Here is a 14996-nt window from a genome sequence, read left to right as displayed (position 1 = left end):
CCGTAACGGGCAGGAAATGCGGGTGAACCGCATCCGTCACGCATCCCCGGCAGGCTCGGACGTCATGTACGAGCAAGAGCAGGGGCCCCTCGCGGGGTTCACCGTGGGGGTCACCGCGGCACGCCGCGCGGACGAGCTGGGCACGTTGCTGCGCCGCCGTGGAGCGGTCGTGGTGCACGGACCGGCGCTGCGGATCGTGCCGCTCGCGGACGACACGGAACTGCTCGCCGCGACGAAGGAACTCATCGACCACGCCCCGGACGTCGTCGTCGCCACGACGGCGATCGGCTTCCGGGGCTGGGTCGAGGCGGCGGATGGCTGGGGATACGGCGAGGAACTCCTCGACCGGCTGCGGGGCGTGGAGCTCCTCGCGCGCGGCCCCAAGGTCAAGGGGGCGGTCCGGGCGGCCGGGCTGACCGAGTCGTGGTCGCCGTCGTCGGAGTCCATGGCCGAGGTGCTCGACCGGCTGCTCGCCGAGGGGGTGGCCGGGCGGCGGATCGCGCTCCAGCTGCACGGGGAGCCGCTGCCCGGGTTCGTGGAGGCGCTGACGGCGGGCGGGGCGGAGGTCGTCGGCGTACCGGTCTACCGGTGGATGCCGCCCGAGGACATCGGCCCGCTCGACCGGCTCCTGGACGGGGTCCTGGCGGGCGGCCTCGACGCGGTGACCTTCACCAGCGCGCCGGCCGCCGCCTCGCTGCTGTCACGGGCGGCGGAGAAGGGAGCCCTGGCCGAACTCCTCGAAGCGCTGCGGCACGACGTACTGGCGCTGTGCGTGGGGCCGGTGACCGCGCTGCCGCTCCAGGCGCACGGCATCGACACCCTCCAGCCCCAGCGCTTCCGGCTCGGCCCGCTGGTGCAACTGCTCTGCCAGGAACTGCCGGCCCGGGCGCGCAGCCTGCCGGTGGCCGGTCACCGCATCGAGATCCGCGGCCACGCGGTCCTCGTGGACGACCTGCTGCGCCCGGTCCCGCCGGCCGGGATGGCGCTGCTCGCCACCCTGGCCCGGCGCCCCGGCTGGGTCGTCTCCCGCGCCGACCTGCTGCGCGCCCTGCCGGGCGCGGGCCGGGACGAACACGCCGTGGAGACGGCGATGGCCCGGCTCCGGACGGCCCTCGGCACGCCGAAGCTGATCCAGACGGTGGTGAAGCGCGGCTACCGGCTGGCCCTGGACCCGGTGGCGGACACGAAGTACGGGGACGGGTAGGGGCCGGGCAGGGACCGGCTCCGCAGTCGAACGGCCGGGCCCGGACCGATTCACGGACGCGCGGCCGGCTTGCATGCGTGAGCGTCTACGGTGGCGGGATGATCCGGATACGCCCCGCCGGGCCCGCCGACGCCCCCGCCCTCGCCGCCGCGGTGCTGCGCAACCGCGAGCACATGCGGGCCCGGGAGCCGTACCGGAGCGAGGACCACTACACCGTCGAGGGGCAGGCGGCGCGGCTCGCGGACGGCGGGAAGCGGTGGTTCGCCGTCGACGGGGAGGAGCTCGTCGCCGTCGCCACCCTCTCCGGGATCGTCCTCGGCCCCTCCCACAGCGCCTCCCTCGGCTACTGGGTCGATGCCCGGTACACCGGGCAGGGCCTCGCCACCCGGCTCGCCGACGAGGTCTGCCGGGCCGCCCGCGAGGAGCTCGGCCTGCACCGGATCGACGCCTGCACCACGTTCGACAACCACGCCTCCCAACGCGTCCTCGCCAAGAGCGGGTTCGAGCGGATCGGCACCGCGCCCCGCTATCTCCACATCAACGGCGCCTGGCGCGACTACCACCTCTTCCAGCGAATCCTCCACGACGACCCGCCGCCGCAGGGCTAGCCGGACCCGCCCGGGGTCGGCACTCTGGTCGGGACGACTGCTTCCGATCGCGAGGTGGTGACAGGGGCATGACCGTACGGTTCGAGTCCGGTCGGATCTGTCTGGACCTGGCCGCCCAACCGCTCGGCGACACAGGGGCGCTCGACCACTTCCTGCACGCCGCCGGACTCGTCCCCGCCGCCACGCCGCTGCGGGCGCTCGACCCTGCCTGGGTCGTCCGCTTCCGCGAACTGCGCGACTGCGTAGGCGAACTGGTCCACGCCCAGCTCGACGGCCGTCGCGCCGACCGCGCCCTGGAGCGGATCAACGCCCTCGCCGCCGCCTCCGCTCCGCCCGCGCCCCGCGCCGTACGCACCGAAACCGGTCGGCTCGTACGGGCGTTGGACACCGAACCCGACTGCCGCGCCCTGCTCGCCGCCGTCGCGCGCGACGCCGTCGACCTGCTCACCGACCCCACCGCCCGCGCCCAGTTGCGCCGTTGCGAGCGCGACGACTGCCGCCGCTGCTATCTCGACACCTCGCGCGGGCGCCGCCGCCGCTGGTGCTCCAGCGAGGCGTGCGGCAACCGCGCCCGCGTTGCCCGCCATCGGGCAGCCCGGAGGGCGGACGCGGCCGTGTGAAGTCCCGTAAAAATGTTCGCGCGCCGTTGAGTCGAATCCGCACCCCGCTCCGTACCTCTGCACGACGACAGGGACTCGACCGGGAGGTTCAGGTGCGCAAGGATGCGGCCGTGGCCGATGAGCGTCCGCCTGGGGCTGCCCGGCACCGGCACCGCAGAGAGGCGTCGCGCGTCCGCGCCGACGTTCCCGACGAGGAGTTGATGCGTGCTCTCTACCGTGAACACGCCGGGCCCCTGCTCGCCTACGTACTCCGCCTCGTCGCCGGCGACCGCCAGCGCGCCGAGGACGTCGTGCAGGAGACGCTCATCCGTGCCTGGAAGAACGCCGGCGCGCTCAACCGGGCGACCGGCTCCGTCCGACCTTGGCTGGTGACGGTTGCCCGGCGCATCGTCATCGACGGCCACCGAAGCCGGCAGGCCCGGCCGCAGGAGGTCGATCCGTCACCGCTCGAGGTCCTGCCCGCGGAGGACGAGATCGACAAGGCGCTCTGGCTGATGACGCTCTCTGACGCGCTCGAGGATTTGACCCCCGCCCACCGGGAAGTTCTGGTCGAGACCTACTTCAAGGGGCGTACGGTCAACGAGGCGGCCGAGACCCTCGGCATACCCTCCGGGACCGTGCGTTCCCGGGTTTTCTACGCACTTCGTTCGATGAAGCTCGCGCTGGAGGAGAGGGGGGTATCGGCATGAGCAGCGGCATGAACAGTGGGATGACACCGCCGCACGACGCCGCGGGCGCGTACGTGCTGGGCATCCTGGACGACGCCGACGCCGCCGCCTTCGAGGCGCATGTGGTGGACTGCGAGCTCTGCGCCGCGCACGTGGAGGAGTTCGCGGGGATGGAGCCGATGCTCGCCCTGCTGGCGGAGGCGGGCGCGGACGCGGGGGCTCAGGGCGCGCCCCGCCCGGCGGGGCTCGATCCGTACGCCGGGCCGCGCTCCGATGCGCGCTCCGATCCGTACGCCGACGAGGCCTTCGACGCCTTCGCGCCCCGGCCACCCGCACCTCCCGCCCCGCGCCGCGCTCCGGGCGAACCCGTCGTCGCCCCGCCCGGGCCCGAGCTCCTCGACCGGCTCGTCGACGAGGTGGGCGCGAGGCGCGCCCGTACGCGCCGCCGCTCGTTCTACCTCGTCGCGGCCGCCGCCGTCCTCCTCGTCGGCGGGCCGGCCGTCGCCGTCGTCGCCACCTCCGGCGGCGACAAGGACAACCGCGCGATCGAACCCCACCCCACCAGCCCGGCCGAGGACGCCTTCTTCAACCACATGGACGAGAAGATCCAGGCCACCGACCCGACGACCAAGGTCAGCGCCACCGTCGGCATGGAGAAGAAGGGCTGGGGCACCCACACCGTCCTGGAGCTCAAGAACGTCAAGGGCCCCCTCAAGTGCCGGCTCGTCGCCGTCTCCAAGACCGGCGAGGAGGAGATCGTGACCTCCTGGGCCGTGCCGAAGTGGGGGTACGGCATCCCCGGCGCCAGCCAGGAGTCCGCCAAGAACCCGCTGTACGTGCACGGCGGAGCGGCCATGGACCGTAACGACATCGACCACTTCGAAGTACGGACCTTCGACGGCGAACGCCTCGTGGAGGTAGAGGCCTGACATTTCGGCCCCCTGTGGCGTACTCTCGACGGCTGCCCAGTGCACGTCAGAAGGGGGCCTCAGTGGCCGCGCAGGAAGCCGTGGAATCCATGGACGCCGCCATGGACGCCATGGACGCCACCGACACGGTCCGCGACCGTGAGATCGGTGTCGAGCAGGAACATCTGGACCGCGTCTACCACCGCCTCGAGGAGAAGATCCACGAGGCGGAGTTCCTGATGAACGACGCCGCCAAACGCGGCCAGGTCGGCACCCCCGGCGCGCTCGCGGAGCGGGACGCCCAGGTGTTCCGGGCCGGTGTGCACCTCAACCGGCTCAACAACGAGTTCGAGGATTTCCTCTTCGGCCGGATCGACCTGCTGTACGGCAAGGACGGCAAGAAGGGCCCCGACGGCGCGTACACCTCCGTCGAGCCCGCCGAGGACGCCGTACGGGCCGACAACACGGCCGACATCGGCGAGACCCTCCACATCGGCCGGATCGGCGTCCTGGACTCCGACTACGCGCCGCTCGTCATCGACTGGCGGGCCCCCGCGGCCGCGCCCTTCTACCGCTCCACGCCGGTCGACCCCGGCCGTGTGGTGCGGCGCCGGGTGATCCGTTCCAAGGGCCGCAAGGTCCTCGGCGTCGAGGACGACCTGATGCGTCCGGAGCTGACGGCGACCCTCGACGGGCGCACGCTCCCGGTGATCGGCGACGGCGCCCTGATGGCCGCCCTCGGCCAGGCCCGCAGCCACACCATGCGGGACATCGTGTCCAGCATCCAGGCCGAGCAGGACCTGGTCATCCGCGCGCCCGCCGCCTCCGTCACGTACGTCGAGGGCGGCCCGGGCACCGGAAAGACGGCGGTCGCCCTGCACCGGGCGGCCTACCTGCTCTACCAGGACCGGCGCCGGTACGCGGGCGGGATCCTGATCGTCTCCCCGACGCCGCTGCTCGTCTCGTACACCGAGGGCGTGCTGCCCGCGCTGGGCGAGGAGGGGCAGGTCGCGATCCGCGCGCTCGGGTCGCTCGTGGACGGCGTGGAGGCCACCACGTACGACGAACCGGCCGTGGCCCGCGTCAAGGGCTCCTCCCGCATGCTCGCGGTGCTCCGCAAGGCGGCCCGTGGCGCGCTGGAGACCCCCGCGCCCAGGGCCCAGGCGCAGTCGCAGCTGTCGTTCGGCGAGGAGGAGGAGGCCGCCCCGGCCCCTGCCACCACCCCCACCCGCCTCCGGGTCGTCGCCTTCGGCCGCCGCCTGGAGCTGGAGGGCGACGAGCTCCAGCGCATCCGGCACAACGTCCTCGGCGGCTCCGCGCCCGTCAACCTGCTGCGCCCGCGCGCCCGCCGGCTGCTGCTCGACGCGCTGTACGCCAAGTCCGGCGCCGTCGGGCGGCACAGCGACCCCGAGCTCGCCGCCGAGCTGCGCTCCTCCTTCGACGAGGACGTCTCCACCGAGGACTCGTTCCTGGGCTTCCTCGACGCCTGGTGGCCCGAGCTCACCCCCCGCCAGGTCCTCACCGCGATGGCCGACGAGCGGCGCCTCGGCCGCTGGGCCCGGCGCATCCTCAATCCGGGCGAGGTCCGCCGGCTCGCCCGCTCGCTGCGCCGCGACGGCCTCTCCGTGCACGACGTGGCCCTCCTGGACGAGCTGCACACCCTCCTGGGCGCCCCGGTCAGGCAGCGCAGGAAGCGGGAGTACGACCCGCTGGACCAGCTGACGGGCCTGGAGGAGCTGATGCCCGTACGGGAGGAGACGCAGCGCGAGCGGGCCGAACGGCTCGCGGCGGAGCGCACCGAGTACGCGCACGTCATCGTGGACGAGGCGCAGGACCTCACGCCCATGCAGTGGCGGATGGTCGGGCGGCGCGGCCGGACCGCGACCTGGACGGTCGTCGGCGACCCGGCGCAGTCCTCCTGGTCGAGCCCGGACGAGGCCGCCGAGGCGCGCGACGAGGCGCTGGGCAGCCGCCCGCGCCGCCGCTTCGAGCTGACCGTGAACTACCGCAACCCCGCCGAGATCGCCCAACTGGCCGCCAAGGTGCTCGCCCTCGCCATGCCCGGCAAGGAGTCGCCGCGCGCGGTCCGCTCGACGGGCGTGGAGCCGCGTTTCGTGGCCGTGGCGGCGAAGGACGATCTGGCCGGAACCGTACGGGCGGAGGCGCGTCGGCTGCTCGAACGGGTGGACGGCACGGTGGGTGTCGTGGTCGCCATGAACCGCCGCGAACAGGCCGCCGACTGGCTGGCCGAGCTCGGCGACCGGGTGGTGGCGCTCGGCTCCCTGGAGGCCAAGGGACTTGAGTACGACGCCACGGTGGTGGTCTCGCCGGCGGAGATCGCGGACGAGTCCCCGGCGGGCCTGCGGGTCCTGTACGTGGCGCTGACCCGGGCCACCCAGCAGCTGACGGTGGTCTCGGGCGCCCGCGACGTACCGGACGAGGCGGGGGTCCCGGACCTGCTGAGGGACTGATTTCCAGTCAACCTGCGTCGCAGGAATCACTTACCAGGGTGGTTTGTTAGCCTGTCTATGGCACCGGCTCGATCCAAGCCCCCGGGCCCAACCTTCGTCCCTTAGAGGGACCACTTGCCGCGAGGCGAGCATGGCGGGTCGGTGCCGCTAGGTCATAGCTACGAAGTTGAGGTCCCTGTCACCCCTGGTGACGGGGACCTCTTCTGTTTCCCGACAGCTTCTCGTATGGTGGAAACTACTTTCCGAAAACAAAATGACCGCATTACCTGCTACCGGCGGGTAGGTGCGACGATCGGAGGGCGCTGCCAGGCAACCAGCCGGGGCGGCGTAGCAACGAAGCTCAGGGAAAGCAGAGGAAGTCGGCCATGGCAACGGCGCCCAGCGTCTCGTACTCGATGACGGTCCGGCTGGAGGTTCCCGCCAGCGGGACCGCGGTCTCCCAGCTCACCACGGCGGTGGAGTCCCACGGCGGTTCCGTCACCGGCCTCGACGTGACCGCCTCCGGCCACGAGAAGCTCCGGATCGACGTCACCATCGCCGCGACCTCCACGGCGCACGCCGACGAGATCGTCGCGCAGCTGCGGACCATCGAGGGCGTCGTCCTCGGCAAGGTCTCCGACCGTACGTTCCTGATGCACCTCGGCGGCAAGATCGAGATGGCGTCCAAGCACCCCATCCGCAACCGTGACGACCTCTCCATGATCTACACCCCTGGCGTGGCCCGGGTGTGCATGGCGATCGCCGAGAACCCCGAGGACGCCCGCCGCCTCACCATCAAGCGCAACACCGTCGCGGTCGTGACCGACGGCTCCGCCGTCCTCGGCCTCGGCAACATCGGCCCGATGGCCGCGATGCCGGTCATGGAGGGCAAGGCGGCCCTGTTCAAGCGCTTCGCCGACATCGATGCCTGGCCGATCTGCCTGGACACCCAGGACACCGACGAGATCGTCGCGATCGTCAAGGCGATCGCCCCCGGCTTCGCCGGCATCAACCTGGAGGACATCTCCGCCCCCCGCTGCTTCGAGATCGAGGCCCGGCTGCGCGAGGCCCTCGACATCCCGGTCTTCCACGACGACCAGCACGGCACGGCGATCGTGGTCCTGGCCGCGCTCACCAACGCGCTGCGCGTGGTGGGCAAGGGCATCGGGGACGTACGGGTCGTCATGTCCGGCGCGGGCGCGGCCGGTACGGCCATCCTGAAGCTGCTCATCGCGGCGGGCGTCAAGCACGCCGTCGTCGCCGACATCCACGGTGTCGTGCACGCGGGCCGCGAGGACCTGGTCGAGGCGGCGCCGGGCACCCCGCTGCGCTGGATCGCCGACAACACCAACCCCGAGGGCGTCACCGGCACCCTCAAGCAGGCCGTGGTCGGCGCGGACGTCTTCATCGGCGTCTCGGCCCCGAACCTGCTCGGCGCGGACGACGTGGCCGCCATGGCGGACGACTCGATCGTGTTCGCGCTCGCGAATCCGGACCCCGAGGTGGACCCGGCGATCGCCCGTCAGACGGCGGCCGTCGTGGCCACCGGCCGCTCGGACTTCCCGAACCAGATCAACAACGTGCTGGTCTTCCCGGGTGTCTTCCGCGGTCTGCTGGACGCTCAGTCCCGCACGGTCAACACGGAGATGATGCTGGCGGCCGCGACGGCGCTCGCCGACGTCGTCAGCGAGGGTGAGCTGAACCCGAACTACATCATCCCGTCGGTCTTCAACGACAAGGTCGCCGGCGCCGTCGCGGGCGCCGTCCGCACCGCGGCGAAGGCGGCCGGTGCGGGTGTCGACAACGGGACGAACGGGCTCTGACGGGGCCTCCAGGGGGCGTCGTGGGGCTGTGAGCGGCCCCACGTCCGCCCCACCTCCGCCGCACGTCCGCGCCAGGTCCGCCCGGCGAACGGCGCGTCGCGGGTCGCCGAGCCCCAAACCCGCCTCTAGGGTGGCCCTTCGGCTCCAAAGAGTTTCCGCGGAGTCGACGGAACGTCACCATGCCAGTGGCCGTGGCGCTTTTCGTGTGACCCCAGAGGGTGCCGGATTGGCGTTCCCGCCGCTGGTGGGGGCAGGATGCCTATTCGGGCGCGAGGGTCTGTCAGCAGACCCGGGTCCGGGGACTGTCCGAGGGCCCTGGCAGCATCGGCATCGATCTCACGCCTCACAGGCAAGAAGAACACGGGAGTAACAACATGAACCGCAGTGAGCTGGTGGCCGCCCTGGCCGACCGCGCCGAGGTGACCCGCAAGGACGCCGACGCCGTGCTGGCCGCTCTCGCCGAGACCGTCGGCGAGATCGTCGCCAAGGGCGACGAGAAGGTCACCATCCCCGGCTTCCTGACCTTCGAGCGCACCCACCGTGCCGCTCGCACCGCTCGTAACCCGCAGACCGGCGACCCGATCAACATCCCGGCCGGCTACAGCGTGAAGGTCTCCGCGGGCTCGAAGCTCAAGGAAGCCGCCAAGGGCAAGTAAGCCTGTAGACACAGGCGCCGAGGGCCTGGGAACGGGCCTGAAGCGACGGAAGGGCGGCCACCCTGTCAGGGGGTGGCCGCCCTTCTGTTTGCCCGTGTGCGGGCGCTACAGCGAAGCGCTGCGAACGCGCGCCGACTCGCACCGGCGCGCATTCGGCTCAGACCAGCGCGCTGCTCGTGTCGTTCCGTGTCAGACGAGCGCGCTGCCCGGGAGCTCGACCTTCGCGCCCAGCTCGACGAGCTTCTCCATGAAGTTCTCGTAGCCGCGGTTGATCAGGTCGATGCCGTGGACCCGGGACGTGCCCTGCGCCGCCAGCGCCGCGATCAGGTACGAGAAGCCGCCGCGGAGGTCCGGGATGACCAGGTCGGCGCCCTGGAGCTTCGTCGGGCCCGACACGACCGCCGAGTGGAGGAAGTTGCGCTGGCCGAAGCGGCAGTCCGAGCCGCCCAGGCACTCGCGGTACAGCTGGATGTGCGCGCCCATCTGGTTCAGCGCGGAGGTGAAGCCGAGCCGGGACTCGTAGACCGTCTCGTGGACGATCGAGAGGCCCGCGGCCTGCGTCAGGGCGACGACCAGTGGCTGCTGCCAGTCGGTCTGGAAACCGGGGTGCACGTCCGTCTCCAGGGCGATCGCGTTGAGCGAGCCGCCCGGGTGCCAGAAGCGGATGCCCTCGTCGTCGATCTCGAAGGCGCCACCCACCTTCCGGTACGTGTTGAGGAAGGTCATCATCGACCGCTGCTGCGCGCCGCGGACGTAGATGTTGCCCTCGGTCGCCAGCGCCGCCGATGCCCAGGACGCCGCCTCCAGGCGGTCCGGGAGCGCCCGGTGGGTGTAGCCGTCGAGCTTGTCGACACCGGTGATGCGGATGGTGCGGTCGGTGTCCACGGAGATCATCGCGCCCATTTTCTGCAGTACGCAGATAAGGTCCTCGATCTCCGGCTCCACGGCCGCGTTGGAGAGCTCGGTGACGCCCTCCGCGAGCACGGCCGTCAGCAGCACCTGTTCGGTCGAGCCGACCGAGGGGTACGGCAGCCGGATCTTCGTGCCGCGCAGCCGCTGCGGGGCCTCCAGGTACTGGCCGTCGTCCCGCTTCTCGATGGTCGCGCCGAACTGGCGGAGCACGTCGAAGTGGAAGTCGATCGGCCGGCCGCCGATGTCGCAGCCGCCCAGGCCCGGGATGAAGGCGTGGCCGAGGCGGTGCAGCAGCGGGCCGCAGAAGAGGATCGGGATGCGCGACGAACCGGCGTGGGCATCGATGTCGGCCACGTTGGCGGACTCGACGTGCGTCGGGTCGAGGACCAGCTCGCCCGGCTCCTCGCCGGGGCGGACGGTCACCCCGTGCAGCTGGAGGAGTCCGCGGACGACGCGCACGTCACGGATGTCGGGCACATTGCGCAGTCGGCTCGGCCCGCTGCCGAGGAGGGCGGCGACCATCGCCTTGGGCACGAGGTTCTTCGCGCCGCGGACGCGGATCTCGCCCTCCAGCGGGGTTCCGCCGTGGACAAGCAGTACATCGTCTGTGCCGGTCATGAATCTCGCGTTCCGGAGAGGTCGGGCAGGGGGCCAGGGAAAAGGGTAAGGCTCGTCTACCCCCGCCTCGGAAGTCCAACGGGGCCTCTCAGATGTAATGAATTCGGCACAACACCCTCTGTTCACACGATCTTGCGGAGCGTCACCGTCCGTTTGTGTCCGTACGAGCCCGTCACGGCCGCTCTGAACTGCGCGGCTCGCCGGTCTGTCCGCACTCCGTCCTTCGGGCCCCGCGAACCCGGAAGATGCGGGATCATGTGTCGCATGACCGAGGTGTCCTCGCTCACAGGACGGCTGCTCGTCGCCACGCCCGCGTTGGCCGACCCCAATTTCGACCGCGCGGTGGTGCTGCTCCTCGACCACGACGACGAGGGCTCCCTCGGCGTGGTCCTGAACCGGCCGACGCCCGTCACGGTCGGCGACATCCTCGCGCCGTGGGCCGATCTGGCGGGCGAGCCGGGGGTGGTCTTCCAGGGCGGCCCGGTCTCCCTGGACGCGGCGCTCGGCGTGGCGGTGATCCCGGGGGACGAGGGTCCGCTGGGCTGGCGCCGGGTGTTCGGCGCGATCGGCCTGGTCGACCTGGAGACCCCGCCCGAACTGCTCGGCCCGGCGCTCGGCTCCCTCCGTATCTTCGCCGGCTACGCGGGCTGGGGCCCGGGTCAGCTGGAGACGGAACTGGGCGACGGCGCCTGGTACGTGGTCGAGTCCGAACCGGGCGACGTCTCCTCCCCCCGCCCGGAAACCCTCTGGCGCGAAGTCCTCCGCCGCCAGCGAAGCGACCTCGCGATGGTCGCCACATACCCGGACGACCCGTCGCTCAACTGACCCGTGCGGTCCCCAGTACCCTTGGTTCCCATGAGCACTCTCGAGCCCGAGCGCGGGTCAGGTACGGGAACCCTCGTCGAGCCGACGCCGCAGGTGTCCAGTGGTGACGGTGACCACGAGCGCTACGCCCATTACGTCCAGAAGGACAAGATCATGGCGAGCGCCCTCGACGGCACTCCCGTGGTCGCACTGTGCGGGAAGGTCTGGGTTCCGGGGCGTGACCCCAAGAAGTACCCGGTCTGCCCGATGTGCAAGGAGATCTACGAGTCCATGGGCGCCGGTGGCGGGGACAAGGACAAGGGCAAGGGCGGCAAGGACAAGAAGTAGGACGGTCCTGGCGGTCCTCACGGCCCCCGGTGCGCGCACTTCGGTGCGCGTGCCGGGGGCCGTTCGCGTTGCGCGGGCCCGTTGCACGGGGTGCATCCGGCGGTCACAGAGTGGTTGAGACCACTTGTCCGTGAGTTGGTCCGCCCCTAACCTCACGCGTGTTGTGCAGCACGAAACGCCCGTTGCGTATGTTGCAACATCCTCGGAGGGGATCCGCCATGAAGCTTCCTGCCCTCCCCCAAGCTCTCGGCTTCGCTCGAGCAGGGGGGACCCCCATCGCCGCCACCGTCACCGCCCTCGTCCTCGCCGGCCTCACCGCCACCGCCTGCGCCCCGCAGACCTCCGACGGCAAGGCCGCGACGGACGAGAAGAGCGGCACCCTGCGCGTCTGGCTCTTCCAAGAAGTCGACAACGCGCCCAAGAAGAAGGTGGTCGACGAGGCCATCGCCGCCTTCGAGGCGCGCAACAAGGGCGCCGAGGTCGAGGTCGAGTACATCCCCGTCGAGACCCGCGCCCAGCGCGTCAAGGCCGCCTTCAACGACCCGAAGTCCGCGCCCGACGTCATCGAGTACGGCAACACCGACACCGCCGGCTACGTGAAGGACGGCGGACTCGCCGACATCAGCGCCGAGTTCGGCGCCTGGGCCGACACCAAGGACACCGACGCCACCGCCGAGGCCTCCGTCACCGTGGACGGCAAGGTCTACGGCGCGCCCCTCTTCGTCGGCGTCCGCGCGCTCTACTACCGCACCGACGTCTTCAGGGACCTCGGCCTCACCGCGCCCAAGACCCAGGCCGAGCTGATCTCCACCGCGAAGAAGATCCACAAGGAGCGGCCCGAGCTCTACGGCATCGCCGTCGGCGGCGCCAACACCTACGGCGCGATGCCGTTCATCTGGGCCAACGGCGGCGAACTCGCCACCCAGGACGGCGCTTCGTACCAGGCCGCCGTCAACACCGAGGCCGCCCGCGCCGGCATCAGCTCGTACACCTCGCTCTTCGGCGACGAGAACTGCCCCGCCGCCAAGTGCGCCCAGATGGGCGGCAACGCGACCGTCACCGCCTTCGCGGGCGGCAAGGCCGCGATGGTCATCGGCGGCGACTTCGTCCGCGCCGCCGTCGACGCGGGCGAGGCGAAGGGCAAGTACGCCGTCGTCCCGCTGCCCGGCCTGACACCCGGCTCCATCGCCCCCGCCTTCGCGGGCGGCAACAACATCGGCGTGATGAAGAGCAGTTCGCACCGCACCCTCGCCGTCGACCTGATGAAGTCCCTCGCCGGCAAGGAGACGCAGGGCAAGCTCTTCGACGCCATGGGCTTCCTGCCGACCTTCACCGACGTGCGCGCCGCGACGGCGCAGAAGGAGCCCTTCGTGAAGCCCTTCATCGACACGCTCGGCGCCGGCACCAAGTTCGTCCCCGCGTCCCCCGGCTGGGGCCAGATCGACGCCTCGCTCGTGCTGCCGACGATGTTCCAGGAGGTCGTCAGCGGCCGTAAGGACGTGAAGACGGCCTCCGACGAGGCCGCGAAGAAGATGGACGCGGCGTTCGCGGCCGCGGGCTGACCGGCATGACCCTGACCACCGCCACGAAGACGCCCGGGGCGGAGACGGTGCCCGCCGCCCGCCGGCCCCGCCGCCCCAAGGGCCCTCGGAGCCGGGCCGGCTGGACGCCCTGGCTCTACCTGCTCCCCGCCCTCGTCGTCCTCGGCGGCCTCCTCGTCTACCCCATCTACCAGCTCGGGCTCATCTCCTTCCTGGAGTACACCCAGGCCCAGGTCAGCGGCGGCGAGCCGACCTCCTTCCGGGGCTTCGGCAACTACGCCACCCTCTTCTCCGACCCGCAGTTCTGGCAGGTCCTCCTCGCCACCGTCCTCTTCGCCGCCGCCTGCGTCGTCACCACGCTCGCCGTCGGCTGCGCGCTGGCGGTGCTCCTGACCCGCGTACGGGCCCTGCCCCGCCTCGCGCTCATGCTCGCCGCGCTCGGCGCCTGGGCCACCCCAGCCGTCACCGGCTCCACGGTCTGGGTCTTCCTCTTCGACCCCGACTTCGGCCCGGTCAACCGGCTGCTCGGGCTCGGCGACTTCTCCTGGACGTACGGGCGCTACAGCGCCTTCGCCCTGGTCCTCTTCGAGGTCGTCTGGTGCTCGTTCCCGTTCGTGATGGTCACCGTCTACGCGGGCATCAGGGCCATCCCCGGCGAGGTCCTGGAGGCCGCGGCGCTCGACGGCGCCTCGCAGTGGCGGATCTGGCGCTCGGTCACGGCGCCGATGCTCCGGCCGATCCTGGTCGTCGTCACGATCCAGTCGATCATCTGGGACTTCAAGGTCTTCACGCAGATCTACGTGATGACCAACGGCGGCGGCATCGCCGGGCAGAACCTCGTCCTCAACGTGTACGCGTACCAGAAGGCCTTCGCCTCCTCCCAGTACAGCCTGGGGTCGGCGATCGGCGTCGTCATGCTGCTGATCCTGCTTGCGGTGACGCTGGTGTACCTCCGTCTGCTGCGCCGCCAGGGAGAAGAACTGTGACCGCATTCCGCATCCGGAACCCGATCCGGCGGCCCGGGCGCCTCGCCGCCGAGGCAGGCGCCCTCCTCGTCGCGGCCGTGGTCGCCTTCCCGCTGTACTGGATGGTCCTCTCGGCCTTCAAGCCGGCCGGCGAGATCCAGTCGGCCGAGCCGCGGCCGTGGACCCTGTCCCCGTCCCTCGACTCGTTCCGGCGCGTCTTCGAACAGCAGGAGTTCGGCCGGTACTTCCTCAACTCGCTGATCGTCGCCTGCACGGTGGTCCTCGCCTCCGCGCTGATCGCCTTCCTGGCGGCCACGGCGGTCACCCGGTTCCGGTTCCGCTTCCGGACGACCCTGCTGATCATGTTCCTGGTCGCCCAGATGGTGCCGATCGAGGCGCTGACGATCCCGCTCTTCTTCCTGATGCGGGACGTCGGCCAGCTCAACACGCTGGGCTCGCTGATCCTGCCGCACATCGCCTTCTCGCTGCCGTTCGCGATCTGGATGCTGCGCGGCTTCGTCAAGGCGGTGCCGGAGGCGCTGGCGGAGCAGGCGTCGATCGACGGCGCGAGCCGCACCCGCTTCCTGTGGCAGATCCTCTTCCCGCTGGTCTTCCCGGGCCTTGTCGCGACGAGCGTCTTCTCGTTCATCTCGACCTGGAACGACTTCCTGTTCGCGAAGTCGTTCATCATCAGCGACACCTCGCAGTCGACCCTCCCGATGGCGCTGCTGGTCTTCTTCAAGCCGGACGAGAACGACTGGGGAGGAATCATGGCCGGGTCGACCGTGATGACGATCCCGGTGCTCGTCTTCTTCGTACTCGTACAGCGCCGCCTGGTCTCGGGACTGGGCGGGGCGGTGAAGGACTGACG

The 14996-nt window shown here is 71.2% G+C and carries 14 protein-coding genes; 13 read left to right on the top strand and 1 reads right to left on the bottom strand.

All coding sequences use genetic code 11. The annotated features are described in order from the left end of the window. Window positions 1-64: 64 nt before the first annotated feature. The 8 genes from Q5762_RS13485 to Q5762_RS13450 all read left to right on the top strand — a co-directional run bounded on the left by Q5762_RS13485 (window position 65) and on the right by Q5762_RS13450 (window position 8937). Window positions 65-1204, top strand: a complete 1140-nt coding sequence (locus Q5762_RS13485) for a uroporphyrinogen-III synthase (protein ID WP_315892280.1) — start codon at window positions 65-67, stop codon at window positions 1202-1204. A 98-nt stretch (window positions 1205-1302) separates the two neighbouring features. Further along, window positions 1303-1812 (top strand): GNAT family protein, encoded by a 510-nt coding sequence (locus tag Q5762_RS13480; RefSeq protein WP_315892279.1) that lies wholly within the window; start codon window positions 1303-1305, stop codon window positions 1810-1812. Window positions 1813-1880: 68 nt separating this feature from the next. Beyond that, window positions 1881-2432: a CGNR zinc finger domain-containing protein gene (locus Q5762_RS13475; RefSeq protein WP_315892278.1), complete on the top strand. Its 552-nt coding sequence runs from the start codon at window positions 1881-1883 to the stop codon at window positions 2430-2432. Window positions 2433-2524: 92 nt separating this feature from the next. Next, the gene (locus Q5762_RS13470) at window positions 2525-3121 is read left to right on the top strand and encodes a sigma-70 family RNA polymerase sigma factor (RefSeq protein WP_315892277.1); all 597 of its coding nucleotides are present in this window, start codon (window positions 2525-2527) and stop codon (window positions 3119-3121) included. Continuing rightward, window positions 3118-4029, top strand: a complete 912-nt coding sequence (locus Q5762_RS13465; protein WP_315892276.1) for an RNA polymerase subunit sigma — start codon at window positions 3118-3120, stop codon at window positions 4027-4029. Before Q5762_RS13470 ends, Q5762_RS13465 begins: the two co-directional genes overlap by 4 nt. A 101-nt stretch (window positions 4030-4130) precedes the next feature. Next, on the top strand, window positions 4131-6479 hold the full coding sequence (locus tag Q5762_RS13460) for a HelD family protein (RefSeq protein WP_399495099.1): 2349 nt from the start codon (window positions 4131-4133) through the stop codon (window positions 6477-6479). A gap of 365 nt (window positions 6480-6844) precedes the next feature. Next, the gene (locus tag Q5762_RS13455) at window positions 6845-8281 is read left to right on the top strand and encodes an NAD-dependent malic enzyme (RefSeq protein ID WP_315892275.1); all 1437 of its coding nucleotides are present in this window, start codon (window positions 6845-6847) and stop codon (window positions 8279-8281) included. A gap of 374 nt (window positions 8282-8655) precedes the next feature. Continuing rightward, window positions 8656-8937, top strand: a complete 282-nt coding sequence (locus Q5762_RS13450) for an HU family DNA-binding protein (protein WP_003968811.1) — start codon at window positions 8656-8658, stop codon at window positions 8935-8937. 189 nt (window positions 8938-9126) lie between these two features. On the opposite strand, the gene murA is transcribed toward Q5762_RS13450, so the two are convergent. Then, the gene (murA, locus tag Q5762_RS13445; RefSeq protein WP_315892274.1) at window positions 9127-10467 is read right to left on the bottom strand and encodes a UDP-N-acetylglucosamine 1-carboxyvinyltransferase; all 1341 of its coding nucleotides are present in this window, start codon (window positions 10465-10467) and stop codon (window positions 9127-9129) included. 264 nt (window positions 10468-10731) lie between these two features. On the opposite strand from murA, the gene Q5762_RS13440 reads away from it, so the two are divergent. The 5 genes from Q5762_RS13440 to Q5762_RS13420 all read left to right on the top strand — a co-directional run bounded on the left by Q5762_RS13440 (window position 10732) and on the right by Q5762_RS13420 (window position 14994). Continuing rightward, window positions 10732-11292, top strand: coding sequence for a YqgE/AlgH family protein (locus Q5762_RS13440; RefSeq protein WP_315892273.1), 561 nt, complete (start codon window positions 10732-10734; stop codon window positions 11290-11292). 30 nt (window positions 11293-11322) lie between these two features. Further along, on the top strand, window positions 11323-11619 hold the full coding sequence (locus Q5762_RS13435) for a DUF3039 domain-containing protein (RefSeq protein WP_315892272.1): 297 nt from the start codon (window positions 11323-11325) through the stop codon (window positions 11617-11619). 218 nt (window positions 11620-11837) lie between these two features. After that, a complete protein-coding gene (locus Q5762_RS13430) occupies window positions 11838-13181 on the top strand; it encodes an extracellular solute-binding protein (RefSeq protein ID WP_315892271.1) in 1344 nt (447 codons plus the stop codon). Window positions 13182-13186: 5 nt separating this feature from the next. Further along, complete coding sequence (locus Q5762_RS13425) at window positions 13187-14146, top strand: sugar ABC transporter permease (RefSeq protein WP_315892270.1); 960 nt, start codon at window positions 13187-13189, stop codon at window positions 14144-14146. Beyond that, the gene (locus Q5762_RS13420) at window positions 14143-14994 is read left to right on the top strand and encodes a carbohydrate ABC transporter permease (RefSeq protein WP_315892269.1); all 852 of its coding nucleotides are present in this window, start codon (window positions 14143-14145) and stop codon (window positions 14992-14994) included. Before Q5762_RS13425 ends, Q5762_RS13420 begins: the two co-directional genes overlap by 4 nt. Window positions 14995-14996: the final 2 nt, after the last annotated feature.

The sequence above is a fragment of the Streptomyces sp. P9(2023) genome (assembly GCF_032436795.1).
In the GTDB taxonomy this organism is placed as follows: domain Bacteria; phylum Actinomycetota; class Actinomycetes; order Streptomycetales; family Streptomycetaceae; genus Streptomyces.
The sequence above is the reverse complement of the archived record's forward strand: the minus strand, read 5'-3'. Positions and strand labels throughout refer to the sequence as shown.

Excerpts from the sequence above, each read along its gene's own strand:
- Q5762_RS13485 (WP_315892280.1), top strand. The coding sequence starts at position 65 with ATGTACGAGCAAGAGCAGGGGCCCCTCGCGGGGTTCACCGTGGGGGTC.
- Q5762_RS13480 (WP_315892279.1), top strand. The coding sequence starts at position 1,303 with ATGATCCGGATACGCCCCGCCGGGCCCGCCGACGCCCCCGCCCTCGCC.
- Q5762_RS13475 (WP_315892278.1), top strand. The coding sequence starts at position 1,881 with ATGACCGTACGGTTCGAGTCCGGTCGGATCTGTCTGGACCTGGCCGCC.
- Q5762_RS13465 (WP_315892276.1), top strand. The coding sequence starts at position 3,118 with ATGAGCAGCGGCATGAACAGTGGGATGACACCGCCGCACGACGCCGCG.
- Q5762_RS13460 (WP_399495099.1), top strand. The coding sequence starts at position 4,131 with ATGGACGCCATGGACGCCACCGACACGGTCCGCGACCGTGAGATCGGT.
- Q5762_RS13455 (WP_315892275.1), top strand. The coding sequence starts at position 6,845 with ATGGCAACGGCGCCCAGCGTCTCGTACTCGATGACGGTCCGGCTGGAG.
- Q5762_RS13450 (WP_003968811.1), top strand. The coding sequence starts at position 8,656 with ATGAACCGCAGTGAGCTGGTGGCCGCCCTGGCCGACCGCGCCGAGGTG.
- murA (WP_315892274.1), bottom strand. The coding sequence starts at position 10,467 with ATGACCGGCACAGACGATGTACTGCTTGTCCACGGCGGAACCCCGCTG.
- Q5762_RS13440 (WP_315892273.1), top strand. The coding sequence starts at position 10,732 with ATGACCGAGGTGTCCTCGCTCACAGGACGGCTGCTCGTCGCCACGCCC.
- Q5762_RS13435 (WP_315892272.1), top strand. The coding sequence starts at position 11,323 with ATGAGCACTCTCGAGCCCGAGCGCGGGTCAGGTACGGGAACCCTCGTC.
- Q5762_RS13430 (WP_315892271.1), top strand. The coding sequence starts at position 11,838 with ATGAAGCTTCCTGCCCTCCCCCAAGCTCTCGGCTTCGCTCGAGCAGGG.
- Q5762_RS13425 (WP_315892270.1), top strand. The coding sequence starts at position 13,187 with ATGACCCTGACCACCGCCACGAAGACGCCCGGGGCGGAGACGGTGCCC.